28 protein-coding genes and 1 tRNA gene are annotated in these 23,845 nt (G+C 69.7%); 15 read left to right on the forward strand and 14 right to left on the reverse strand.

Annotated features, from left to right (window positions below; all coding sequences use genetic code 11):
- Positions 1–44: 44 nt before the first annotated feature.
- Positions 45–248 (forward strand): DUF4236 domain-containing protein, encoded by a 204-nt coding sequence (locus AB0J87_RS18060; protein ID WP_355204864.1) that lies wholly within the window; start codon positions 45–47, stop codon positions 246–248.
- Positions 249–350: 102 nt separating this feature from the next.
- On the forward strand, positions 351–1,814 hold the full coding sequence (locus AB0J87_RS18065; protein ID WP_363966448.1) for an aminotransferase class I/II-fold pyridoxal phosphate-dependent enzyme: 1,464 nt from the start codon (positions 351–353) through the stop codon (positions 1,812–1,814).
- A gap of 64 nt (positions 1,815–1,878) precedes the next feature.
- Here AB0J87_RS18065 and AB0J87_RS18070 read toward each other — a convergent pair whose 3' ends face one another.
- Positions 1,879–2,823, reverse strand: a complete 945-nt coding sequence (locus AB0J87_RS18070) for a WYL domain-containing protein (protein ID WP_363966450.1) — start codon at positions 2,821–2,823, stop codon at positions 1,879–1,881.
- A gap of 90 nt (positions 2,824–2,913) precedes the next feature.
- On the opposite strand from AB0J87_RS18070, the gene AB0J87_RS18075 reads away from it, so the two are divergent.
- Positions 2,914–3,303, forward strand: coding sequence for a VOC family protein (locus AB0J87_RS18075; protein ID WP_363966452.1), 390 nt, complete (start codon positions 2,914–2,916; stop codon positions 3,301–3,303).
- A gap of 9 nt (positions 3,304–3,312) precedes the next feature.
- Here AB0J87_RS18075 and AB0J87_RS18080 read toward each other — a convergent pair whose 3' ends face one another.
- Positions 3,313–3,744: a GNAT family N-acetyltransferase gene (locus tag AB0J87_RS18080; protein ID WP_363966454.1), complete on the reverse strand. Its 432-nt coding sequence runs from the start codon at positions 3,742–3,744 to the stop codon at positions 3,313–3,315.
- Positions 3,745–3,942: 198 nt separating this feature from the next.
- Between AB0J87_RS18080 and AB0J87_RS18085 the strand changes: the two genes are divergently transcribed.
- On the forward strand, positions 3,943–5,043 hold the full coding sequence (locus AB0J87_RS18085) for an SGNH/GDSL hydrolase family protein (protein WP_363966456.1): 1,101 nt from the start codon (positions 3,943–3,945) through the stop codon (positions 5,041–5,043).
- Positions 5,044–5,055: 12 nt separating this feature from the next.
- On the opposite strand, the gene AB0J87_RS18090 is transcribed toward AB0J87_RS18085, so the two are convergent.
- Complete coding sequence (locus AB0J87_RS18090; RefSeq protein WP_363966458.1) at positions 5,056–5,802, reverse strand: hypothetical protein; 747 nt, start codon at positions 5,800–5,802, stop codon at positions 5,056–5,058.
- On the reverse strand, positions 5,789–6,301 hold the full coding sequence (locus AB0J87_RS18095) for a SigE family RNA polymerase sigma factor (RefSeq protein ID WP_350740591.1): 513 nt from the start codon (positions 6,299–6,301) through the stop codon (positions 5,789–5,791). The genes AB0J87_RS18090 and AB0J87_RS18095 overlap by 14 nt, the downstream gene beginning before the upstream one ends.
- Positions 6,302–6,432: 131 nt before the next feature.
- Here AB0J87_RS18095 and AB0J87_RS18100 point away from each other — a divergent pair, with 131 nt between their 5' ends.
- A complete protein-coding gene (locus AB0J87_RS18100) occupies positions 6,433–7,365 on the forward strand; it encodes a hypothetical protein (RefSeq protein WP_363966460.1) in 933 nt (310 codons plus the stop codon).
- 55 nt (positions 7,366–7,420) lie between these two features.
- Here AB0J87_RS18100 and AB0J87_RS18105 read toward each other — a convergent pair whose 3' ends face one another.
- Positions 7,421–7,603, reverse strand: a complete 183-nt coding sequence (locus AB0J87_RS18105) for a hypothetical protein (RefSeq protein ID WP_185078139.1) — start codon at positions 7,601–7,603, stop codon at positions 7,421–7,423.
- 148 nt (positions 7,604–7,751) lie between these two features.
- On the opposite strand from AB0J87_RS18105, the gene AB0J87_RS18110 reads away from it, so the two are divergent.
- From AB0J87_RS18110 to AB0J87_RS18120, 3 genes are read left to right on the forward strand one after another with little or no spacing between them, the layout of a single operon-like run.
- Entirely contained in the window at positions 7,752–8,303 is a 552-nt protein-coding gene (locus AB0J87_RS18110) for a TlpA disulfide reductase family protein (RefSeq protein ID WP_363966462.1), read from the forward strand.
- Between the two features lie 2 nt (positions 8,304–8,305).
- A complete protein-coding gene (locus tag AB0J87_RS18115) occupies positions 8,306–10,135 on the forward strand; it encodes an ABC transporter ATP-binding protein (RefSeq protein ID WP_363966464.1) in 1,830 nt (609 codons plus the stop codon).
- Complete coding sequence (locus AB0J87_RS18120) at positions 10,132–10,554, forward strand: S26 family signal peptidase (RefSeq protein ID WP_363966466.1); 423 nt, start codon at positions 10,132–10,134, stop codon at positions 10,552–10,554. The genes AB0J87_RS18115 and AB0J87_RS18120 overlap by 4 nt, the downstream gene beginning before the upstream one ends.
- Here the strand turns inward: AB0J87_RS18120 and AB0J87_RS18125 are convergent.
- Positions 10,538–12,277 carry a BTAD domain-containing putative transcriptional regulator gene (locus AB0J87_RS18125; protein ID WP_363966468.1) on the reverse strand — a complete coding sequence of 580 codons (1,740 nt, stop codon included), beginning with the start codon at positions 12,275–12,277 and terminating at the stop codon, positions 10,538–10,540. The genes AB0J87_RS18120 and AB0J87_RS18125 overlap by 17 nt on opposite strands.
- A 163-nt stretch (positions 12,278–12,440) precedes the next feature.
- Between AB0J87_RS18125 and AB0J87_RS18130 the strand changes: the two genes are divergently transcribed.
- Positions 12,441–12,614 (forward strand): hypothetical protein, encoded by a 174-nt coding sequence (locus tag AB0J87_RS18130; RefSeq protein WP_363966470.1) that lies wholly within the window; start codon positions 12,441–12,443, stop codon positions 12,612–12,614.
- Positions 12,615–12,753: 139 nt separating this feature from the next.
- Positions 12,754–13,836: a pentapeptide repeat-containing protein gene (locus AB0J87_RS18135; protein WP_363966472.1), complete on the forward strand. Its 1,083-nt coding sequence runs from the start codon at positions 12,754–12,756 to the stop codon at positions 13,834–13,836.
- Positions 13,837–14,032: 196 nt separating this feature from the next.
- Here the strand turns inward: AB0J87_RS18135 and AB0J87_RS18140 are convergent, their stop codons facing one another.
- Positions 14,033–14,347: a hypothetical protein gene (locus AB0J87_RS18140; protein WP_363966473.1), complete on the reverse strand. Its 315-nt coding sequence runs from the start codon at positions 14,345–14,347 to the stop codon at positions 14,033–14,035.
- 136 nt (positions 14,348–14,483) lie between these two features.
- Here AB0J87_RS18140 and AB0J87_RS18145 point away from each other — a divergent pair, with 136 nt between their 5' ends.
- From AB0J87_RS18145 to AB0J87_RS18160, 4 genes are all read left to right on the forward strand, one after another.
- The gene (locus AB0J87_RS18145; RefSeq protein WP_363966474.1) at positions 14,484–15,533 is read left to right on the forward strand and encodes an L-histidine N(alpha)-methyltransferase; all 1,050 of its coding nucleotides are present in this window, start codon (positions 14,484–14,486) and stop codon (positions 15,531–15,533) included.
- A gap of 117 nt (positions 15,534–15,650) precedes the next feature.
- Positions 15,651–15,791, forward strand: a complete 141-nt coding sequence (locus AB0J87_RS18150; protein WP_355199200.1) for a hypothetical protein — start codon at positions 15,651–15,653, stop codon at positions 15,789–15,791.
- A 48-nt stretch (positions 15,792–15,839) separates the two neighbouring features.
- Complete coding sequence (locus AB0J87_RS18155) at positions 15,840–17,024, forward strand: YcaO-like family protein (protein ID WP_363966476.1); 1,185 nt, start codon at positions 15,840–15,842, stop codon at positions 17,022–17,024.
- On the forward strand, positions 17,024–18,472 hold the full coding sequence (locus AB0J87_RS18160) for a TfuA-like protein (protein ID WP_363966477.1): 1,449 nt from the start codon (positions 17,024–17,026) through the stop codon (positions 18,470–18,472). Before AB0J87_RS18155 ends, AB0J87_RS18160 begins: the two co-directional genes overlap by 1 nt.
- 494 nt (positions 18,473–18,966) lie before the next feature.
- Here AB0J87_RS18160 and AB0J87_RS18165 read toward each other — a convergent pair.
- Positions 18,967–19,039 (reverse strand) — tRNA-Ala (locus AB0J87_RS18165).
- A gap of 75 nt (positions 19,040–19,114) precedes the next feature.
- Between AB0J87_RS18165 and AB0J87_RS18170 the strand changes: the two genes are divergently transcribed.
- Positions 19,115–20,005, forward strand: a complete 891-nt coding sequence (locus AB0J87_RS18170) for an RNA polymerase sigma-70 factor (protein WP_363966479.1) — start codon at positions 19,115–19,117, stop codon at positions 20,003–20,005.
- Between the two features lie 11 nt (positions 20,006–20,016).
- Here AB0J87_RS18170 and AB0J87_RS18175 read toward each other — a convergent pair whose 3' ends face one another.
- From AB0J87_RS18175 to AB0J87_RS18200, 6 genes are all read right to left on the reverse strand, one after another.
- Positions 20,017–20,547, reverse strand: a complete 531-nt coding sequence (locus tag AB0J87_RS18175; RefSeq protein ID WP_363966481.1) for a Clp protease N-terminal domain-containing protein — start codon at positions 20,545–20,547, stop codon at positions 20,017–20,019.
- 4 nt (positions 20,548–20,551) lie between these two features.
- Positions 20,552–20,767 (reverse strand): helix-turn-helix domain-containing protein, encoded by a 216-nt coding sequence (locus AB0J87_RS18180; RefSeq protein WP_350740620.1) that lies wholly within the window; start codon positions 20,765–20,767, stop codon positions 20,552–20,554.
- 113 nt (positions 20,768–20,880) lie between these two features.
- Positions 20,881–21,711 (reverse strand): metal-dependent hydrolase, encoded by an 831-nt coding sequence (locus AB0J87_RS18185; RefSeq protein WP_363966484.1) that lies wholly within the window; start codon positions 21,709–21,711, stop codon positions 20,881–20,883.
- A complete protein-coding gene (locus AB0J87_RS18190) occupies positions 21,708–22,937 on the reverse strand; it encodes an MFS transporter (protein ID WP_363966486.1) in 1,230 nt (409 codons plus the stop codon). Before AB0J87_RS18190 ends, AB0J87_RS18185 begins: the two co-directional genes overlap by 4 nt.
- A 138-nt stretch (positions 22,938–23,075) precedes the next feature.
- Entirely contained in the window at positions 23,076–23,456 is a 381-nt protein-coding gene (locus tag AB0J87_RS18195) for a hypothetical protein (RefSeq protein ID WP_355204913.1), read from the reverse strand.
- A complete protein-coding gene (locus AB0J87_RS18200; RefSeq protein WP_185078151.1) occupies positions 23,453–23,815 on the reverse strand; it encodes a hypothetical protein in 363 nt (120 codons plus the stop codon). The genes AB0J87_RS18195 and AB0J87_RS18200 overlap by 4 nt, the downstream gene beginning before the upstream one ends.
- Positions 23,816–23,845: the final 30 nt, after the last annotated feature.

Genomic DNA, 23,845 nt, shown 5'->3' on the forward strand with positions numbered 1-23,845 from the left:
CCCGTCCGTTGTCAGGGTGAGCGCACAAACGGCGAAGGAGGGACATGGGCTGGCACTACCGCAAGACCATCAAGGTGGGCCCGTTCCGGATCAACCTGTCACGTCGCGGCGTCGGCCACAGCTACGGCAACCGCCGCTTCCACGTCACGACCACTCCCGACGGCCGCCGCCACGTCTCCGTGCACCTGCCCGGCGGCTTCCACCTCGGCAAGTCGTTCGGCGGCCGGCGCCACCGCGGACATTACTGACCCAAGGCGGTCGATCGACCGCTCGACATAGACGGGCCGGAGGCGGCAAAGCCTCCGGCCCGTCCCCTTTCCCGACGCCCGCCAGGCGATCAGAGTGGGCGGATGAGCGGTCACATGAGCCCCGAGGAGTTCCGCCGCCACGGCAGGCAGGTCGTCGACTGGATCGCGGACTATCTCGCCGGCATCGAGTCCCATCCCGTGATGTCCCAGGTGAGACCGGGGGACATCCGCCGCGAGCTGCCGGCCGCGGCGCCCGAGCACGGCGAGCCGTTCGAGGCGGTGCTGTCGGACCTGGGGCGGATCCTGCTGCCCGGCATCACGCACTGGCAGCATCCTGGCTTCTTCGCCTACTTCCCCTCCAACGCCAGCGGCCCGGCCATCCTGGGCGACCTGCTGTCCGGCGGGCTCGGCGTGCAGGGCATGCTCTGGGTGACCAGCCCGGCGTGCACGGAGCTGGAGACCGTGGTGGTCGACTGGCTGGCCGGGCTGCTCGGCCTGCCGGAGCATTTCCGTACGGACCGGGCGGGCGGCGGCGTCATCCAGGACTCGGCGTCGAGTGCCTGCCTGGTCGCGCTGCTGGCCGCGCTGCACCGGGCGAGCGGCGGCCGGGTCGCCTCCGACGGCGTCACCCGGAGGTACACGATCTACGTGTCGTCCCAGACGCACTCGTCGCTGGAGCGGGCGGCGCGGATCACGGGGCTGGGGGCGGCCGGCGTACGGGTGGTGGACGTCGATCCCCGTACGCTGGCCATGGACGCCGGCCACCTGCGGGCCCTGCTGGACCAGGACGAAGCGGACGGCGCCGTGCCGGTCATGGTGTGCGCCACCGTCGGCACCACCTCCACCACCGCCGTCGACCCGGTACCCGCGATCGGCGAGCTGTGCCGCGAACGCGGGATCTGGCTGCACGTGGACGCGGCCTACGCCGGGGTCGCGGCGATCTGCCCCGAGCTCCGGTGGCTGAACGAGGGCGTGGCCGAGTACGCCGACTCCTACTCCACGAACCCGCACAAATGGCTGCTGACCAACTTCGACTGCACCGTGCTCTGGACGGCCGACCGCGCCCCGCTGCTCGACGCGCTGTCGGTCATGCCCGAGTTCCTCAGGAACCCCGCCACCGCGACCGGCTCCGTCGTCGACTACCGGGACTGGCAGGTGCCGCTGGGCCGGCGCTTCAGGGCGTTGAAGCTGTGGTCGGTGATCCGCTGGTACGGGGCCGAGGGGCTGCGCGCGCACATTCGCAAGGGGGTGGCGCTGGCGCAGGAGCTGGCGTCGTGGATCTCCGCGGACCCGGGCTTCGAGGTGCACGAGCCGCACCCGCTCGGGCTCGTGTGCTTCCGCCCGGTGTGGCCGGGCCTGGCGGCGGACGAGGCGGACCGGGCCACGATGCGGCTGCTGGAGCTGCTCAACGCCGGCGGGTCCATGTACATGACGCACACCAGGATCGATGACCGGGTGGTGCTGCGGATGGCCATCGGCGGCGTGGCGACGGAGCGGCGGCACGTGGAGCGGGCGTGGGAGCAGATCCGGTGGGAGCACGCGGCCCTGTCGGCCACGCTCCCCTGACGGCTCAGGCCCTCACAGCTCAGGCTCTCACAGCTCAGGCCCTCACAGCTCAGGCCCTCACAGCTCAGACGCGGTAGCGCTCCACGAGCTCGGACCCGATCCTGGCCAGCTGGACCCTGACCTCCTCCGGCTCCACGACCTCCACCGTCGCACCCCATCCGGCCAGCTGCTCGGCGATCGACAACGCCATGGGCGCCGCCACGCGTGCCCTGACCCGCCCGTCCTCCTCGACGCGCTCGACCTCGCAGTGGCGCCCGAACTGGTGGCGCAGCACCGGCAGGAACCGCTCGGCGATGAGCACGGTCGCGGACAGCAGCGAGCGCCGCCGCTCCATCTCGTCCACGACCTTCCCCCACGCCTCCGACAGCACGAACCCCTCCGGCCGCTCGAAGGTCAGCTCCGTCACCTCGGCCTCGGCGATCCGGTCCACCCGGAACGTGCGCTGCCCGGCCTCGGTGCCGGCGATCAGGTACCAGACGTCGTCCTTGTCCACCAGGCCCCAGGGGTCGACGAGCCGGTGCGTACGTTCGCCGGAGCGGCCCTCGTACCCGAGCCTGACCTTGCGGCGTCTCACGGTGGCGCTCTGCAGGACCCGCACCAGCTCGGGCCGGTCGGGGTCGCGCTCGCCCCAGCCGGTGGGGTCGATCACCACGGCGTCGGCGGCGGCCTCGGCGTCGTCCCTGAACGTCTGGGGCAGGGCCCGCACCAGCTTGCGCAGCGCGGACTTGACCTCGGGTGTGGCGGACGCGGCCGGGCCGGCCAGCAGGAACAGCGCCTCGGCCTCGTTGGCGGTGAGGCCGCTGAGGTCGGTCCTGGCGCCGCCCAGCAGGGACCAGCCGCCCCCGCGCCCGGCCTGCGGATATACCGGCACGCCTGCCGCGGACAGCGCCTCGAGGTCCCGGCGCGCGGTGGCCACGGACACCTCCAGCTCCGCGGCCAGCCCGGCCGCGGTCACCCGGCCGCGCGACTGCATGAGCAGCAGGACGGCCACAAGTCGATCGGCTCGCATGGCTGGAAATTCTCCTCATTAAAGTGCTCATTGGATGAGCACTTTGACCGGAAGAATCATAGACATCACCCGGAAGGAAGGACCACACAGATGCTCCGCGGATTCGCCACGATCAGCTTCTACGCAGCCGACCTCGAAGCGGCCAAGGCCTGGTACACCGAGCTGCTCGGTATCGAGCCCTACTACCAGGTGCCGGGCTACATCGAGTTCCGCGTCGGCGACCACCAGCACGAGCTGGGCATCATCGACGCCCGCTACGCCCCGGCGGGCGCGACCGACGGGCCCGCCGGCTCGATCACGTACTGGCACGTGGACGACCTGGAGGCCGCCCTCGACCGGCTCGCCGCCCTGGGGGCCAAGGAGCACCAGGGGATCAGGAAGCACGGCGAGGGATTCGTCACCGCGTCCGTGATCGACCCGTTCGGCAACATCCTCGGCGTCATGTACAACCAGCACTACCTGGACGTGCTCGCCAAGTGACGGGACCGCTCAGGAGTTGTCGACCTTCAGCCCGAAGGCCGACAGCCCCTGCTCGTGGTGCTCGATCAGGCCCATCCGCCGGTAGAAGGCATGGTTGGCGACCCCTTCGGGGGTGGACTCGTGGTCGGTGGTCAGCACGAAGTAGCGGCAGTGCGCGTACCGCTCCTTCAGCCGCTCCAGCAGCAGCCGGCCGATCCCCTGACCGTGGAATCTCCTGTTGACGAGCAGTTCCTGCACGTAGCAGACCATCTCGTCATCGGACACCGTCCGGGCCAGGCCGAGCAGCCGCCCGTCCGCGTCCCTGGCGACGAGGACGAGATGCGAGTTCACCAGGCTCCTGCACACCTTGGCGATGTCGCGGGTCCAGGGCTGCCAGCCGACCGAGTCGTACAGCTCGAAGATCTCGGCCTCGTCGAACGACGTCTCCTGAGCGATGCTCACCACTTATGGGACTCCCCTGTATAAAGTCGACGCTTCCCAGCCTATTCGGGCCGCCGGATTCGGGAGAGTGTGGTTAGTTTCAGGATCCGTTCATCGGGCTGACGGTGAAAGGCCAGGTCGGCGCACAGGGGGCGGAATCAGATCTTGCGGCGTCCGGGCAAGCGCTCGTTACAATCGCCCAGCCGCGAAGGAGAAGCCGTGCGAACTGTGCGTGTGACCGTAGTCCTGGCCGCGTTGACGGGCGCCCTGGTGCTGCCCGGCGTCGCGAGCGCGACCCCCTTGTCCGGCGCCATCGCCAAGGTGCACACCGCCGGACGCGTCAAGGCCGGCGGGAACTCCCTTCAGTACAGCTGGCCCGGCGTCTACTTCGAGGGCCGCTTCCGCGGCACCGGCGTCGGGATCGTCCTCGACGACGCCGACAACGACTACGAGGTCGAGGTCGACGGCTCGACCGTCGCGACCCTGGTGACCCCGGGCCGGACCACGTACTGGGTCAACGGCCTGGCCCGGGGCGTGCACCGCGTACGGCTGGTCAAGCGCACCGAGAGCCCGTGGGCCACGAGCGCCTTCGGCGGCTTCGTCGCCGCCCCGGGCGGCGCGATCCTCGGCAGGCCCGCCGCGCGCCACCGGCAGATCGAGTTCATCGGCGACTCCTACACCGTCGGCTACGGCAACCGCTCCGACAGCCGCGACTGCACCGCCGACAAGGTCGCCCGCACCACCGACGCGAACCTCAGCTTCGGCGCCCTCACCGCGCGCCGCCTGAACGCCGACTACCAGCTCAACGCCTTCTCCGGCCGCGGCATGGTGCGCAACTACAACGGCAGCGACCCCGGCACCGACTACCGCACCTACTACGACCGGGCCCTGCTGAACGTCGCCGGCGACGTCTGGCAGAACCCGGGCACCTGGCATCCCCAGCTGGTCGTGATCGGCCTGGGCATCAACGACTTCTCCACCGCCATCAACCCGGGCGAACCGTGGACGCCGGACACTCTGGCCGCTGCTTATCGCACCGCTTACCAGGGCTTCCTCGACAAGCTCCGGTCACGGTACGGCCCCCGCACGACCATCGTGGTCAGCGCCACCTACATGTCCAACACCACCGTGTTCGCCGAGATCGCGCGGCAGATCGTCCAGGAGCGCAACAGCGGGGGCGACGACCGGATCCGTTACTGGTACTACAGCGAATCCGGCCTCGACTACCTCGGCTGCCACTGGCACCCGTCCGTCCACGACCACCGGATCATCGCCGACCGCCTCGGCGAGTTCATCGCCACCCTCCCGCTGCGCTGGTAGCTCCTCAAGCCCCTAGTCGACGGCGGTGAGCCCTTCGGCGATCTTGATCAGCTCGCGGTCGACGGCCTTGGCGTCGCGGAATTTCTTCACGTACACCGGGCTGAACATGATCTCGGCCCTCCGCTGCTCGCCCATGTTCAGGAAGAGCGTGGGGGTGCCCTTCATGCCGTCCTCGCCGACCCCTTCGACGATCAGGTACCCGGTCCGGTCGCCGACGGTCACCTCCTCGCCTTCCCCCTCGTCGCGGTGCACCTGCACGCGGTCGTCGATCTCCTGGACGGTCTTGCCCTCGTACACGTAGATCTGGACGCAGTAGAAGCCGGTCTTGTCGCCGTCGTAGTTCCACGAGGTCGTGTAGCTCTCGCCGAAGTCCAGCGACCAGTTGGACCACCGCAGGCCGTCTGGCAGGTAACCCACCCTGACGTGCTTGAACGCCCTTCCGTCGCCCAGGTCCCCGAGGTTCGGAGGCTCGGACCGCACCGGCGGGGTGTCGTCGATGGCGGGCGGACCCAGCGTCTCGGAGGCGGATGGATCCGGCGTCTCGGAGACGACGGACGTCTGCACGGCGCCCGGGGCCGCCGTCAGGTAGAGGGGCACCGCCGCGGCCACGGCCAGCGACGTGGCCGCCGTCGCGATCCGGCCGCGGATCCGCTTCCGCCGCGAGGACCGGACGACCCGCTCCACGAGGTCGGGCGCGGCGTGCAGTCGCGCGGTCTCCTCCGCCATGATCTGGCGGATCTGGTCCTCAAGCATGGGCATTCCCGATCACTCCTTCCACGGCTTCCTCGCCGAGTGCCGTCCGCAGCTTGGCCATCGCCTTCGACGCCTGACTCTTCACCGTGCCGAGCGTGCAGCCGAGCACCTCCGCGGTCTGCGTCTCGCTGAGGTCCTCCCAGTACCGCAGGACGACCACCGCGCGCTGCCGGGGAGGCAGGCCGCGCAGCGCGTCCATGAGCACGTGACGCAGGTCGACGTCGGTCGAGCGGGCCGCTCTCTCCGGCGGCACGCGCATCGGGATGATGTGCAGGATCGCCCGGCGCCGGGCCCGGCTGATGGCGGTGTTGATGATGACGCGGCGCACATAAGGCTCGACGGTGTCGCGCCGCACCCGGTCCCAGTTCTTGTACGTACGCTCCAGCGCCGTCTGCAGCAGGTCCTCCGCCTCCGCCTCGTCTCCGCAGGCGAGATAGGCGACCCGCAACAGGGTCGTGGCCCTTGCGGCCACGAACGCGCCGAAGTCATGCTCCGCGCCGCTCACGGCTGTCTGTCCAGTTTCACGCCTCCTAATACGCCTCGGCCGCTCCAAACAGTTGCCAGGCGCCCGCGGGCAACCTTGCCCGACGCCCGGGCGTATTTGAGGACATCGAACCGGATTTCTGGAGGAAGCACATGAAGCGCGCGACCGCACCGGCCCGGCCGCTGATCGCCCTCGGGGCCGGCCTGGCCGCCGTGGGCACCGCCGCCCTGCTGGGTCTGCCACAGCTCGCGAAGGCACCGGAGGCCCGGCTCACGGCCGCCGCGTCGGCTCCGCCGGAGGGTGCGTACTGGCATACGAGAGTGCTGTCGCAGCGCCCGGAGCCCCGTCAGGTCGGCAGCGGCGCGAACCGCTACTCGGTGGTCCAGCAGTCGCTCACCGAGGAATGGACGGCGCCCGACGGCAGACGCTGGGTCGGATCGCGGGAGCTGGGGGCGTACCCGCAGAGCGCGGCGGACCGCGCGGCGTGGCGCCGCGACGGCTCCCCCACCAAGTGGACCCGCACCGCCAACGGCCAGACCGTGTCGCTGTCCACCACGCCCACCAAGGGCCACGTCACCCCCGTACGGGGTGACAACACGTTCTTCCTGATCGGGCAGCGGCTGACGTACGACGAGGTCCAGCGGCTGCCCGCGAACCCGGACGCGTTGAAGTCCTGGCTCGCGCAGGCCGCGCGGGTCTCACGGGTGCCGGAGAGCGCCGTGGACAGGAACGTCACCTCGACGCTGCCCTCGCTGCTCCACGAGCTCCCGGCGCCGAAGGAGGTCCGCGCCGCGGCCTACCAGGCCCTGCTGACGATGCCCGGCGTCAGCTCGCGCGGAAAGTCCGTGGACGGCGCCGGCAGAACCGGCGAGACCCTCTCGATCGGCTATCAGCCGGCCGGCCAGAAGGAGGAGACGATCAAGGTCACGACCGACCTGGTCGTCGACACCGCCACGATGCTCCTGCTGTCCAACAGCCAGACGACCTTGAAGGACGGCAAGGTGTTCCCGAACAAGACCATGAGCCAGACCGTGCTCCAGGCCGGCTGGACCAACGCCGAGCCGGCCGTGCCCGCCCTGCCGTAAGACGGGACAGAACAGGCGCGAAGGCCCGTCCGGACGGGCCTTCGCGCCTACGCGGTCATCGGCAGCGCGGGTCCAGGCACTGGGCGCACGCGATCACGCCGCTCCCGCTCCGGAACTTGCAGATCTGGAAGTCACAACACCCGATCCACTCCGGGGGCGGAGCGTACGCCGCCGCCTCGGCCCTCGGCACCACCAGGCCGAGCATGAAATCGCTGACCTTGCCGAACAATCTGTTCATTCCCGCCTCCAAGCGGAACGCCGACAGTTCTCGGAGCCGACCGTAGAGAGGCTGCCGATCGGGCCGATACACGAGTGCGTATGCGGGGCCTATCGCCGCGGTTCCTAGGGTTCCGATGCCCGGCCACGGCGAAAGGGAGAGGACCCCCATGTCAGGTCTCGTCGCGATCCTTGCGTTCGTCAGCGTGCTGACGGTGCTCAATCTGCTGCTCACGTTCGGTGTGATCCGGCGGCTCCGCGAGCACACGGAGCTGCTCGCCGGCCGGGCGACCCCGATCACGGGCGAGGCACCCTCTCTACCGGTGGGCAGCCAGGTCGGGGACTTCGCCGCCACCACGACCGACGGGGAGCCGGTCGCGCGGGCGCTGCTCGCGGGCGACACCCTCGTCGCCTTCCTGACCCCCGGCTGCGAACCGTGCGAGGAAAGCCTGCCCCACCTCGTCGAAACCGCGAAGAAGTGGCCCGGCGGCCGGCAGAACACCCTGGTGGTCGTCATCGGCAAACGCGACCGCGCCGCCGAGTACGTCGAGCGGCTGACCCCCGTGGCGAGGGTCGTGGGCGAGGCGCCCGACGGGCCGATCGCCACGGGGTTCGGCGTGACGGCGTACCCGCTCTTCGGGGTGGTGGACTCCTCGGGTCAGGTGCTCCGATCGGAGTCGGCCCCCGCCGCGCTGCTGCCGCACGACGTCGCAACGGCCTGACGGTGCGGCTGCCTCGTCTGGGGGGTGTCGGCCACGCCCTCGGCCTGGCCTGGCGGGCCGGGCCTGCGACGTTCCTGGTGTACGTGGGCCTCACCGTCGTGAGCGGCGCCGTCCCCGTCGCCGTCTCATGGCTGACCAAGCTGATCCTGGACCAGATCGCCACCGGCCACGCCGACGCGACGACGCTGACCGGTCTCGGCGCCGGATTGGCGGCCGCCGGAGCCGTCGTCACCGTCCTGCCGCGTGCCGCCCAATATGTCACCGAGGAGCTGGGCCGCTCCGTGGCGCTGCTGGCCGATGATCGCCTGTACGCGGTGGTCAACTCCTTCGCCGGGCTCGGGCGCTTCGAGGATCCCGCCTTCCTGGACCGGCTGCGCATGGCCAAACAGTCGGGCGGGGTCGCCCCGGGGCGGGTCGTCGCCGCGGTGCTCTCCCTCGTCCAGGCGGCGATCAGCGTCGCCGGCTTTCTGGGCTCGCTCATCGTCATCAGCCCCCTGATGGTCGTGGCCGTGCTCATGGGAGCGGTTCCGATGACGATCGCCGAATTCCTGCTGTCCCGGCGGCGGGCCCAGATGTTCTGGCACATCGGGCCGCTGCAGAGGCGGGAGATCTTCTTCGGGGACCTGCTGGGAAGCGTGGACGCCGCCAAGGAGGTACGGCTCTTCGGCATCGGCGGTCACCTGCGGAGCCTGATGCGCGCCGACAGGCTTTCCGCGAACGCCGCCGAGCGGCGCACCGGCAGACGGGAAATGCTCACGCAGGGCGGCCTCGGCCTGGTCAGCGCGACGGTGTCCGGCGCGGGCCTCGTCTGGGCCGTCCACGCAGCCGGCTCGGGGCAGCTTTCCGTGGGCGACGTCACGATGTTCGCGGCCGCGGTGGCGGGCGTGGGGCTCGCGCTCGGACGCCTGGTCACCGAGGTCGCGGGGGCTCATTTCCAGCTCCTGATGTTCGACCATTATCGGGCCGTCGTGAATGCCGGGCCCGACCTCCCCGAGCCGTCGCGCCGGCGTCCGCTGGCGGGGCTGCGGCAGGGGATCGAGCTCCGCGACGTCTGGTTCCGGTACTCGCCGGAGCATCCCTGGGCGCTGCGGGGCGTCAACCTGTTCATTCCGTACGGCTCCGTACTCGGTCTGGTCGGCGTGAACGGCGCGGGCAAGAGCACGATCGTCAAGCTGTTGTGCCGGTTCTACGACCCCGACCGGGGCGTGATCCTCTGGGACGGCGTGGACATCCGCGAGGTGCCGCCGGAGACGTTGCGGAGCAGGATCAGCGCGGTGTTCCAGGACTTCATGGCCTATGACCTGACGGCCGCGGAGAATGTCGGCCTGGGTGACGTCCGCGCGCTCCAGGACCGGCCCCGCATCGAGGCCGCCGCACGCGACGCGGGCGCCCATTCCCTCCTCGCCGGTCTGCCCGACGGCTACGAGACCCTGCTCTCGCGGCTGTTCTTCAGCGAGGCCGACAAGACCGACGCGAGCACGGGGGTCTATTTGTCCGGCGGGCAGTGGCAGCGCGTCGCGCTCGCCCGTGCGATGCTTCGCGACCAGTGCGACCTGATGATTCTCGACGAACCGAGCTCGGGGCTCGACGCCGATGCCGAACACGAGATCCACCAGCGGCTGCGGCGATATCGGGCGGGCCGCACGAGCGTGCTCGTGTCCCACCGGCTCGGTGCCATGACGGACGCGAGCGCCATAGCCGTGCTGGAGGACGGGCAGGTGACCGAGTACGGAACTCATGAGGAGCTCCTCACGCTGGGAGGCACCTACGCGCGGCTGTTCACCAGGCAGGCGCGGGGATACCGGCCCGACGAGCAGAGCGTGCCGTCGTGAACGGCTGGGTTCTCGCCGTCGTCGGCGGCGCCGTGGCGCTCGGCCTCGCGTACGTCAGGCGCCGGTTCGTCGCCGTGACCATCACCGGCACGAGCATGGCGCCCACCTACAGCGGTGGTGAACGCGTGCTGGTGGTACGCGCCGGAGTCGACCGCCTGCGCCGGGGCGACATCGTCGTGGTGCGGTGGGCGGCGACGGATTCGATCCCGCTGTTGCTGATCAAACGGGTGGCGGGGGTCGCCGGTGACCCCATCCCCGCCGACGTGGCGACCGCCGTCAGCCGGCCCGCGGGCACGCCCATCCCCGCCGGGAAGTTCATCGTGCGGGGCGACAACTCCGACTGGAGCCTGGATTCCCGGACGGTGGGCTTCTTCGACGGCGAGAGCCTGCTCGGGACGACGGTCAAACGCCGGGCATGAGCCTTAAGGCGCCCCGGGACACGGTGGCGATGTCCCGGGCCAGGAGCCGGGGCAGCTCCGTCATCCGGTAGCGGTCACGCGCGTGGAAGTCGAGCAGCTCCATCTCGACCAGCCGATCCAGTGCCCGGCTGATGCTCCTGACAGGCGCATGAAGCCTCCGGGCGGCTTCCCCCGCGCTGATCTCCGCGGCGGGAAGGGAGCCGAGCTGCCGGAACACCTCGATGGCGAGCCGATCCACCGGGTGCTCACTTGCCATGAGGTGCTCGACCTGCGCGTACATGCTGGCCCGCATCGACAGGTCACCGGCCTGGAGCTCGTCGAGCCGGTGCCGGTCGTCGGCCAGCCGCTCCAGCAGCTCGCGGACGGACCAGCCGGGATGCGCGACCAGCCGGGCGGCGACGATGCGCAGGGCGAGCGGCAGCCGGCCGCACAGCCGTACCACCTCGGCGGCGGCGCCGGGATCTTCCCGCAGCCTTTCCGGATCGACATGGTGCGCCAGGAACGCCATCGCCTCCTGCCGTCCCAGCCTGTCCACCCGAAGGTGCAGCGCGCCGTCCAGCGTCGTGAGCATCGGACAGCTCGTGACGAGGAACGTGCACAGCCGGGCGGCCGCGAGGAACGGGCGGACGTGCGCGACCTCGGGTGCGTTGTCCAGCACCACGAGCATGCGGCCTTCCGCCAGGAGCGACCGGTATCGCGCGAGGGCGGTATCGGCATCGCTCACGGGCCGGCGGCGCGGTCGCAGGTCCACGTACAGCTGGCCGTCCGGATAGCGATCCGCGACCAGATGGGCGGCGTGCAGGGCCAACGAGGACTTGCCGGCTCCCGCTGGGCCGTGCACCACCACCACACCGCCGGCGGCGCCGAGCCGCCGGGTGAGAAAGGAGAGTTCCGGCTCGCGCCCGACGATGACCGGCTTCCGCGGCAGCCGGCACGGCGGGGAGGCCGAGGCGACCGCGCGGGGCGGGCGCAGGTCCCGGCGCAGGATCGCCTGGTGGAGGCGCCGCAGGTCCTCGCCGGGCTCGATGCCCAGGGACCCGGTGATCGCGACGCGGGCCTGCTCGTACGCGTCGAGAGCCCCGGCGACGTCGTGGTCGGCGTACAGAGCGCGCATCAGCAGCGCCCACGCCCGCTCCCGCAGCGGCAGCTCCGTGACGAGCGAACGGAGGGGCCAGATGGCGGGTGCCGGCCGGCCGAGCAGCAGGAGTGCTTCGCAGCGGTCCTCCTGGACCGCTCGGCGCTGCTCGTCGATCGCGACCTCACGGGCGGCGATGACCGGCCCGTGGGGGACGTCCTCCAGCAGCCGCCCGCGCCACAAGGCGAGCGCCGTTTCGCATTGCCGCAGGGCTTCCTCGGCGCGTCCCTTTTCGAGAGCCGCGCGACCGGACGAGGCCTTGTCCTCGAACGCCCTCAGGTCGAGTTCGGCTGTATCGACCCGCAGTTGATAGCCGAGCGGCCGGACGACCAGGCGATCTCGCTCCGCCGCCGGAAACGCGGCTCGAAGCCGCGCCGCATAAGTGCGGAGATTGGCGGTGGCGGATTTGGGGGGAGCCGATCCCCACAATTCCTCGGTGATCTCGTGAAGCGGGGCAAGCGAGTTGGCCCGCACCAGCAGAAGGGACGTGAGTGTGCGTTGTTTCGGGGCTCCCGGCCTGAGCAACCGCCCATTCGCCCGTATCGCCAGCCCGCCCAGCACCGTGAATTCCATTGAACCAGGGGTCATCACCTCGAATCCTCGGAAACGAAAAGGCCCGCAACAAGGTCAGCCACCGGACATTGAGCGGACATTTCCCGAAGGGCACGCATACACATTCGTGTATCAGCCCTATCGGCAGCACCCATACGGTCGAATCCGAACACATCCGCGTCGTACCTGGAGGTACACCATGAACAGATTGTTCGGCAAGGTCAGTGACGCGATGCTGGGACTGCTGGTCCCCAGGAAGGAGGCCCACGCCGCGACGTGGATCGGGTGCTGCGACTCCTGCATGTGCATCTACCTGTATCCCAACGGCTCCACGAGCTGCCTTCGGTGCTCCTGCCAGATGTGCGGCGCCTAGCCATGCCCACGGGCCACGGATAGATCGCGTAGCCGGACGCCCGCGGATCCGCGAGGCGGGCGACCTGCCGCCGCGGGCGTCCGGACACGCGTGCGGCAGGCCATCCCCACGTAGGCCCTTGTCGGGCTTTACTTGGTTCATGCAGCGCATGCGCACGCTCGCGGGCTGGTTGATTGAAGGTCTTGAGCGCACCTTCTCCGACGGCCGGGACCCGTCGATCAAGGGGGTCTCCCGCGCGGAGTTCGAGGCACTGCCCGTGAAGGAGCGCATCGAGATCAGGGCGCTCGCCACGCAGAACAGAATGCAGTTACTCTCCACGTCGGGGGTGCTGCTGGGGCTGCTGTTCACGGCGGCGGGGCTGTTCTACACCGCCCGCTCGCTCGACACCACGCAGGAAGGCCAGATCACCGAGCGTTACACGCGCGCCATCGAGCAGATCGGCTCGGACACGCTGGAAGGGAGAGTCGGCGCGATCTACGCCCTGGAGAGGATCTCTCGCGACTCGCCGCGCGATCAGCGGACCGTCGTGGACGTGCTCGCCACTTACGTACGCGAGCGCTCCCCGAAGAAGGTCAAGGAGAAGGAGCCACGCATCCCGGCGGACATCCAGGCGGCGCTCGCGGTGATCGCCAGGAACAAGCCCGCCGGCACCTCGCCGCCGACAGGGCCGCCGTGGGCCGCGCAGCACTGGGTGAACCTGTCGGGCATCCGCGCCACGGCCCTGACGCTGGTCAACGCCGACCTGTCCGGCGCGGACCTCACCGACACCGACTTCGGCCACCGCGAATACATAGAGAAGGCGGACGGCTCCATCAGATGGGTTCGCAGTTTCCTCGACCACGCGAACCTCTCCTACGCGGACATCGGCTCCTCGACCTGGATCCGGGTGTCGCTGTCCGGGGCGAACCTCACGGGGGCGAGCTTCGCCGGGTCCGACCTGACGAACATCGACCTCAGCGGGGCACGGCTTCCCGGCGCGAGCCTCATCGACGCGAAGGTCCGGTACGCGGACCTGGACGGTGCCGACCTCACGGGCGTCGACCTGGGCGGCGTCGACTTCACGGGCACCCACTTCCGTGGGGCCGACCTCACCGGCGCGAAATGGCCCAGCGGCCAGGGGAAGATCGACCTGCGCGGGGCCGACCTCAGCGGAGCCAAGGGCGTCCCGCCAGAAGACGTCCTGAAGAAGATCGCGCTGATGGACGACAAGACCCGGCTCTGACCGGCATCCGGCGTGCGTCCCCAGACGCGGAACCGCCCCCGACCTTGAGCCGTTTCGGCAGGTCGGAGGCGGTCTGATGAGAGTGGGCTGTTCACGAGTACATCTGACCTGTGGACCATTGGCGCCGTTGGAGATCGCTTCCCACGCGGGTGTTGATCGTTTCCCGCGTATTCGGCCAGAAGGGGCGGCTGAGGCGTCAGGGAATGGGAACCGAAGCACGCGGCGGGGATGCGTAACGGAGTTCAGCCGTGTCTGCGGCGTCGTGGCGGCGCAGGATCTGCGAGATCAGCGACAAGCCGCGTGGCAGGTCGTCGCGGATGAGTACATCGGCCGAGGCCGAGACATCCATCAGGCTTCCCGATGCCCCCCGGCGAGCCATCTCGCTGCCAGTGATCTCGGCGCGACCGAGCCCCTCCTGTTTCAAGGCATCGTGCAGCTCGGAGATCAGGAGACGGGCACGCTCCGCCGGACGCCGACGCTGATGCCATGGCCTGCACCGCGAAATGATCAAACCTCCGCTCAGCACGACGATTCGGCGGATAAAGAACAGCTGATTCGGCGTTCCTGATCCGCAGGATCCGTCACCGTCAGCGTTAACGGCGGTGACCCGTCTGGAGCCGGGGCTGTGGAGGAGTAGACGGACGTATGTGGCCGGCGATGTACTGTCCGACGTGATGGGTGTACAGCAGCATGCGGTGTCGCCGCACGAGAACTTCTATCGCGCCTACTCGGCGACACAGGTGGGTGCCATCGTCGATTCGCTCAACGACCGTGCCGAGTTTCCGTACGAACTGACCTACCTCGGCGACGGGAGCGAGATGTGGCGCGAAAGCGAAGTGCCGTCCAACCCCGAACTCGCACCGATGCTGAGCGACTTCGACACGCTCCTGACTTGCCACGCCGAGCAGCTCCTCGCCCTTGCGCCGTCATCATCGCCGGTGCAGATCGTCGATCTGGGGCCGGGAACGACGCGTCCCGTGCGCGGGCTGATCCGCCACCTGCTGGACAGATCCCGCCTGACCGGCTATCGCGCGATCGACATCAGCGCAGAGATCCTAGAGCTGGCCAGGGAGAACCTCCGAGCTGGCTTCCCCGCTCATGTGGAGCGCTTCGAGCTGTGCCGCGGCGACTTCACCGGCCCCGATCTCGCCCGCGTCCTCACCGCCAAACCCATGCTCGGCCACGATGGTGCCGATCCGGTCCGCTTCGTCGTCCTGGCCGGCGGGACGCCGTACAACTTCGCCGAGCCGGCCCAGGTCCTGCGCCACGTATGTCACGCCATGAGCGACCACGACGTGCTGTTGCTGACGCTGCGCATCGACACCGGCGTCGACAGGCCCCCGTTCATGGATCAGGTCAGCGTCGGCGGCCCGTACAAGCCCCAGCAGCTGGTGGGACTGGACCTGCTCGCCATCGACCGCTCCTGGTACGTCACGGAAACAGGGTTCGACCGCGTTCGCAGCGAAGTCTTCGTCCGGGCACGGTTCATCGAGCCGGTCACCGTGACCTTCGACGTCGGAGATGACCAGAGGAGGGTGTCGTTCGAGCCGGGCGACACAGTGCTCGTCTGGCGCTACCTCTACCACGACAGCGCGGCGGTGGCCGACCAGCTCACCCGCTGTGGGCTCCAGGTGCGCCTCTTCGAACACGGTCAGGACAGGCAGGTGGTCCTCGTCGCCGCGACGCCGGCGCAGTGAACGTCGAAGCCCGCGCCCGGATTCCGACGGGAAAGATCTTCTCAGGAAGATCAGGCTTGGCTACGCTCAGCGTGGGATCGCCGGTGCGCTACCGGCCGACGACAGAAAGGTTGGCGGATGAATCTCAACTTGCCCACCGCAACCCAACTCCGTGGCGAGCTGACCAACTTGCTCCAGATGACGAGCAAGGACACCGTCTGGAGCGTCAAGCTGAAGGACAACGACGACCTCGAGCCCGCCGACGTCCACGGCGCGTGACGGTTCAGATTGAGCCGTCTCACCACTGTTGACCACACCGACAGCGGCATGGCGGACAACCTGTCGGGCGGGGACGGAGTGCTCGCACACCCCGTTCCCGCCCTCGACGAGATCCGCAAAGCCTGCGTGTCCGGCACCCACCGCGTCCTGACCCCCACAGACACGCTGCGCCGGATCCAGCCACTCTTCCCGATCGTCGGTATCACCCGGCTCGCCGACGTCACTTGGCTCGACGAGATCGGCATACCGGTCCACCAGGCCGTCCGCCCGAATTCCCGGACGGTGTCGGTGAGCCAGGGCAAAGGCCTCACTCACGACCTCGCCCAGGTCTCGGCTGCCATGGAATCGATCGAATCTTGGCACGCCGAGCGCATAGATCCCGGCGAGACGACCGCGACCGTTGGCGACATGGAACGCGCGTGCGGCTACCGCGTCCACGAACTGCCCCTGGAACCCCGCCACCACCTCCGGCCGGGCCTGGAGCTTGAATGGACCAGGGCAAGCCGCCTGGACGACGGAACGGACACCTTCCTGCCGACCGACCTGCTGCGCCTTGACGGCCGTGTGCGCGACACCTGGGCACCACCCCTGTTCGCCCAGAACAGCAATGGACTCGCCAGCGGTAACACCTTCGCCGAAGCGGCACTCCACGGCATCTACGAGGTCATCGAACGCGACTGTCTGACCCGCGCCAAGAGGAACCCATCACCGACCCTGGACCTGGCCACCGTGGACGGTCCAGCCCAGGAGCTGCTGGGCCTCATGGACGCGGCCGCGGTCGAGGTCCGGGTCGAAGTACTCCCGTCGCCCACCGGGCTCGCCTGCTTCCTGGCCACCATCTGGAGCGAAGAGTTCCCGGTGCTCTTCGCCGGCGCGGGTGCCCACCTTGACCGTGACGTCGCCTTGTGCCGCGCCCTGACCGAAGCCGCGCAGTCGCGCGCCACCCAGATCGCCGGAGCCCGGGACGACCTCACCACGGGGGCCTACCGGCGCGCGGTCTCGAGCGGGTCCGCGCGTCCCGCACCGCTCTCGAAAGCCGACCGGCTCAGCTACGACGAGATCGCCTCCGTCCGCAACGAAACCCTCGCGGACGACCTGCGCACCACGGTCACCCGCGTCCTCGCCCTGACCGGGCGATCTCCGCTGGTCGCGGACCATACCAGGCCCGACCTCGGCATCCCCGTCGTACGAGTGGTCTGCCCCGGGCTTCTCTGCGAACCGGCGTTCATGTGATGACCCGGTACCTCTTCGTCGGCCCCAGCCTGCCGGAGGCCGCCGATCTGCTCACGGCGGACGACATCACCGTCCTCCCACCGGTAGCGGCAGGAGACCTGCTGAAACTCGCGCCCCAGCAGGGAGACGTCGTCGGCATCATCGACGGCTACTTCCGCCAGACCCGCGCCGTCCGGCACAAAGAGATCCTCTCCCTCATCCAGACCGGCGTGACAGTCCTCGGCGCTGCCAGCATGGGCGCTCTGCGCGCAGCCGAACTCGACACCTTCGGCATGCACGGCGTGGGACGCATCTACCGCGACTACCTGGAAGGCCGGCTGACGGCCGACGACGAGGTGGCCCTCCTGCACGGTCCAGCGGAGGAACGCTACCGGCCGCTCTCCGAAGCCCTCGTCAACATACGCGCGACCCTGAGCCTGTGCATACAGGAAGGGATCCTTGACGAGCCCACCGCCGCTCACCTCGTCGCCGTGCTGGCCCGGCGGCCGTACCGCCTGCGCTCCTACCCGGAACTCATCCAGCTCGCCCGCGAGGCGGCCATACCAGCCGCAAAGGTCGAAGCGCTACGGCATCTGTGCGCGACCCGGGCCGTCAACCTCAAACGCGACGACGCACTGCAACTGGTCCACAGATTACGCATGCCCCACGAAAGCCGCGCGAACCGCACCACGCACCCCTCGCCCAGCTTCACCATGGCACCCACCATCTACGTGCACCGCTGGCAGCTGGGAGCACGCAGCGTCGACACCGAGGACGGCCGGACCGCCGAGATGAGCGTCCTGCGGATGTGTCAGCTCTTCGCCCGGGACTACCCAGACTTCTACCGGGACCTGGTCTTCAACCATCTGGTCCAGGAATGTGCCTCCAACTGCCGGACCCAGCACACGGAGGCGACCCTCGACAGAGCGCTGGAGCACGCACGGCATCGCAACGTCATCCCGGATCCCCGATCTGACAACCTCGAAGAGCTGAGCTTCCTCGACCTGTGGCTGACCCCGTCAGAGCGAACCTCACGCCCGCTGAAGGACCAGCTCGGCACCTTCCTGGTGCGCAGCTTCCAGCTGACGCCTGGGGCTCCCGCGGACGGCCTGGCGCTGGACGCGCTGCGCCGACGGCCAATTGTCTCGACAGCGGCGAAGCTCGTCAACGCCGCGAAGTCGGTGAACGAGCACGCACAGCAGACTCAGTCCATCTTCGACATCCATACCTTGTCGGCGGACCGCATTCTGACCCATATCAGCGAACGATGGGGCGCCGAACCCGGAGCCCTGGAACTACACGCACTGGACCGGGGGATAGGCTCCCGGGACGTCCTGGTCGCTGCGGCACGACCGTACTACCTCCTGGCAAGGTACAACCCGGACCTCATGGAGCTGCACATCGACCACTCGAACGTGAGCCCTTCACCGCCTGCGGAGACTCAATCGTCAGCGCCCGGCAAGATGTAGATCCTCGTCCCAGCACACCATCATCCTGCACCCCGGGCGACCTCGGCCACCTCGACAAGTTCCGTCCGGATTTGCCTTGCCTCAGCCCCTCCTGGCGAAGGACGTACTCCACTTCCTCGACCAGTGGCGCCACATCCACGAGCCCCAAGACGAGCCCGTCACAGTCGCCGACACGCCGCAGACTCCAGCCCAGCCCTTCGACGACACACCACCCGCAGGCCAGAGCAGGCCACCACCCGCCCCATAAGCCGCACAACCCGCCACCCTGTCGCAGCGCCCCGCTCACCGTCGGCCTCGCCATGCCCAACGGCCGGATCTCGCTCCCCCACCAGCGGCCTGACACCACCCGGGCCTTCCCAGAGACCCGCTCGGCAGTCCCCGAACCAGGACGAACCCGATTCGGAAACCTCTGGAACAACAAGATCCCGCCCGATCTCAATGATCAGACGGGATCCCGTCAACTTCAGTCCGGCCGTTTCAAGAACGGCCCAGAGTGGAGCTATGGGGATTCGAACCCCAGACCTCCTCCATGCCATGGAGGCGCGCTACCAACTGCGCCATAGCCCCTTGCGATCACCAAGTGTATCGGAGATCGGGAGCCCCTGTGTCACACCGAGAGCCCTGTGATACGTCTATGGTTTCATGCCGACCTTTGAAGACCACCGAAGCCTGCTGACCGGGGTCGCGTACCGGATCCTGGGCAGTGCCGCCGACGCCGAGGACGTCGTGCAGGAGGCGTGGTTGCGCTGGTCGGGGGTGGACGAGGCGACCGTCGACGAGCCCAAGGCGTACCTGGTCAGGGTGACCTCGCGGCTGGCCATCGATCGGCTGCGGTGGGCGAAGTCGCGGCGGGAGTCGTACGTGGGGCCGTGGCTGCCCGAGCCGATCAGCACGGCGCCCGACGTCGCCGAGCACGCCGAGCTGGCCGAGTCGGTCGAGCTGGCGCTGCTCCTGGTGCTGGAGACGCTGTCGCCGCTCGAACGGGCCGTGTTCGTGCTGCGGGAGGCGTTCGACCTGCCCTTCTCCGAGATCGCGGAGATCATCGGGCGGGCCGAGCCGGCGACCAGGCAGCTCGCGCGGCGGGCGCGGGACCACGTGCGGGAGAGGCGGCCGCGGTTCGACGTGGACAGGCAGGAGCGGCGGCGGATCACCGAGCGGTTCATCAGCGCCTCCGCCGAGGGCGACCTCGACGGGCTGATCGAGCTGTTCGCGAGTGAGGTCACGATGGTCAGCGACGGCGGCGGCAAGGCCCGGGCCGCGCTGCGGGTCATCACCGGCGCCGACAACGTCAGCCGCTGGCTGCTGTCGATCAACACCCCCGCCAACATCGCGGCCTTCATGGCCTCGATCGGCATGGCGGGGATCTCCGACCTGTCCATCGGGCTGGCGACCATGAACAACGCCCCCGCGATGGTCATCTCCGCAGGTGGACGGGTGATCACGGTCGCCTCGCTGCTGATCTCGGACGGCAAGATCGACACGATCTACCTCATCGCGAATCCCGAGAAGATCGCGCACCTGGAGCCCGTCTGACGCCGCTGCGATCAGGCCGTGCGCCGGGTGGGGACGCGGGCCTCGCGGATCAGCGCGGCCAGGTCCACCCCGGCGTCCCGGAGGATCGCGGCGGCGCCGTTCGCGTGGTCGGCGAGCAGTCCCCACAGCAGGTCCTCACCCGTGACCGGCCCGGGGCGCCACATGGCGACCTCGATCGCCTTCCTGGAGTGCATGGCCAGCGGGATCTCCCCCAGCGGCCCGTACAGGGTCACCCGCAGCGGGCGCACCCGGGACCGGCGCAGGCTCCACAGCCCGGGCGCGTCCAGGCCCGCCCTGGTGCGCCGGTGCACGGCGTCGAGGTCGATCCCCAACGTGGCCAGCAGTGACCGCGCGTCGCGCACGTCCACCCGCGCCCGCACGTCGGCCTCGGAGGCGGTGAACGCCGCCAGCGAGAACGGCCGGACCTCGGCCACCCCCAGCAGCAGCACATCGGCGTCGAGCGCGGGCCGGCCCGCGTCGAGCGCGAGTATCCCGGCCTTGACCACGGCCCTGCGGGCCCCCTCGGTGAACCTGGCGAACACGCGGCTACCTCCCCGTCCTGCGAGCATGCTTGCGATGAGCCGACTGCCGCCGAACGCCCAGCGCGTCGGCGATCTGCTCCCACGACCAGCCCTGGGCGCGGGCGTTCGACACGTGCGTCGCCTCCAGCTCCTCCAGCAGGCCCCTGAGCGCGGCCACGGCCGCCAGCCCCACTCCGGGATCGCGATCGGCGGCCGCCTCGGCCAGCTCGGTGACTTCCATGGTGTCAGCATGTGCTGACAAGCACCCGCTTGTCAACACATGCTGACACAACGATCGGAGCCACTCGGCCAGGACGACGAGGACGGGCAGCGCGGCAGCCGGCCGCTGACCGGCTAGCTCGGGGCGCCGCAGGTGGTGCGCATGGTCAGGGCGACCTCTTCCAGCGAGAACGCGACCTCGACCCGTCCCAGCTCGGCCGTGCTCCCCACGTGGGTGCCGCCGCACGGGATGGACGCCTCGCCCTCCGGCAGCGAGCAGTGCCACGTGCGGCGGGCGGTCAGCCCCGGCCCCGGAATGTCCAGCCGGACCGGCGCGTCGGCGGCCACCCACGCGGCGAGCTGCTCGTTCGCGTGCTGGGCGACCTTCCCGAAGTCCAGGCCCTCGGCGGAGAACCCCTTCTTGCGCAACGACTTGCCCAGACGGTAGACGTCCACGCTGCCGTACGGCTCGATCCGCGACGAGACGATCGCCGTCTGGTCGAAGTCGGGGTGCCCGAGCGGGTCGGGCGTGGCTTCCTTACGCCAGTGGCCGGCCAGGGCCGCGTTCACGGCGAGCGCGGCCAGGTGGCAGGCGGTGTGACCCGCCGAGAGCGCCGCCCGGAATCCGGCGTCCACCTCGAGCTCGGCCTCCGCCCCGACGGGCAGCGGCGTCTCGGTGACGTGGACGACCAGCCATTCCCAGCCCTCCGTGCCGCGCCGTACCGGGATGGCGTCGCCGACGAAGACCTCGCCGGTGCTCGACTGGGCCCCTGTCACGCAGTCGATGACCGGCAGGCCTCCGATCGTGCCCCGGTCTGCGGGCTGGTCGGGCCAGGTGTGGTCAAGGGGGTGGAACGGCGTCTCGGCGACGACGAGACCGTGCCGGTCCCCCACCGGCACGGCCCCGACGATCTCGGAACGGCCGCTGGTCCGGCCGTCGGGAAAGGTGACGATGGTGGACTTCATCCGGTCATTCTCGCAGGGACCGCCTGCTCGTCCTCCAGGTAGCGGTTGCGGCCCGCGTACAGGCCGGTGAACAACTGCACGACGAGCACCACGAAGATCAGCATGTACGGCAGCGTCCATCCGCCGGTCACGTCGCGCAGCACGCCGACCAGCAGCGGACCGGCGCCGGCGATGAGGTATCCCGCGCTCTGCCCGAACGCCGACAGCGCGGCCGTGGCCTCCGCCGTGCGGGTGCGCAGGGCCAGCATCATCAGCGCCAGCGGGAACGACCCCATGCCCACCGCCACCAGCGTCACCCAGAGCAGCGCCAGGTCGGCCGGCCCGGCCCACAGCCCCAGGAACCCGGCCGCGTAGAACGCGACGAGCCCGACCACGGCGGGACGCTGGTCGCGGAAGCGGGAGGCGACCATGGGGACGGCGATCGAGACCGGGATGTTCAGCGCGGTGAACACGCCGAGGATCACCCCGGCCTCCGACGTGCTGAAACCGCTGTCGGTGAGCATGGTGGCGAGCCAGCCGAACATCATGTACGCGATCATCGACTGGGTGCCGAAGTAGATCGCGATCATCCACGCCAGCTTGCTGCCGAGCAGGCGGCGGAGGCCCGCGTCCCGGCTGCCCGCGTCCCGCTCCGGCTCACTGCGCAGGAGCGCGAGCCACGGAATGGCGGCGACGGCGGCCAGGGCCGCCCACACGCCGAGCGCGATGTGCCAGTCGCCCGACGCGCGCTCGATCGGCACGGTCGCGGCGGCGGCCAGCATGGTGCCGACCGCCAGGGCCGTGGTGTAGACGGTGGTCATGATCCCGGTGCGGGCCGGGAAGTGGCGCTTGATCAGCGTGGGGATGAGCACGTTGCCGACCGCGCCACCGGAGAGCGCCACGGCGCTGCTCAGCAGGAACACGGGGGCGGAGCCGACGAGCGACCTGACCAGCATGCCGACGCCCAGCGTGACGAGGGCGAGCAGGAGCAGGCGGTGCTCGCCGATGCGGCGGGCCAGGGTGGGCGTGATCGCACCCACGCTGGCGAAGGCGAGGACGGGGAGGGTGGTGAGCAGGCCGGTGCCGACGCTCGACATGCCCAGCGCGCCGGTCAGCTGGTCGAGGAGGGGGCCGACGCTGGTGACGGCGGTGCGGAGGTTGAGGGCGGCGAGGACGATCCCCAGGACGAGGAGCCAGGCGAGGGGTCCGGTGGTACGGCCTCGTGCCTCTTGGGTCAGCACGCTCATCGGGGGCGGTCCTCCACTCATCAAGTCATAGGACGAATCGCCATCTTAACAGGACCGAAATATGCATTTATTCCTGGCTGTGTCGGTTGCGGGCAGCAGGACGACCCAACGGACGGCGCACGCACGGCTCGACCGGGGTCAGCGTTTGTGGCGGAGCACCCAGTAGAGGCCCACCACCGGAAGCACGAGCGGGATGAACCCGTACCCCTTCCCGTACGCCGACCACACGGTCGCGTCGGGGAAGGCGGCCGCGTCGAGGAGGCTGAGCGTGCCGATGACCAGCACCCCGACCAGCTCGATCCCCAGCCCCACCAGCGCCAGGAGCCGTGCCCCGCGCCAGAGCGCGACGGTGAGGGCGATGTAGACGGCGGCCGCGAAGGCCGACAGCGAGTACGCCAGCGGCGCCTGGTCGAACTTGGAGACGATCTGCACCGCCGCGCGAGCCCCGGCGGCCAGCGAGAACAGCCCGTAGACCGCGATCAGGGCACGTCCGGGCCCGGTGCTGATGGAGGCGGTCACGCGCCGCCCGCCCAGATCTGCAGCATCCGCCCCGTCATCACCGCGATCGCGAACCCCGCCACGACCAGGATCGCCGATCCCCACCTGCTCCGCTCCGCCAGCGCCAGGAACACGCCTGCGGGCGGGATCACCACCTGGCCTCCGACGTAGCCGAAGAGCGTGACCTTCTCGGCGGGCCCCTGCCCCCCGGCCACCGCCGCGATCACGAAGCCCGCCTGCACCAGCACAGCTACCTCGAGCACGGCGAACCCGACCAGCAGCACCATGCCCATCGGCCGGTTGCGGATGGCGACGATCAGGCTCGCCAGCATGAGCAGCAGCGAGACGACGATGACGATCGTGGAGATGACGGTGTTCATCGGGGCTAAGGCTATCCCCAGGGTGTCCCG

Source organism: Nonomuraea sp. NPDC049625 (assembly GCF_040675285.1).
Taxonomy (GTDB): domain Bacteria; phylum Actinomycetota; class Actinomycetes; order Streptosporangiales; family Streptosporangiaceae; genus Nonomuraea; species Nonomuraea angiospora_A.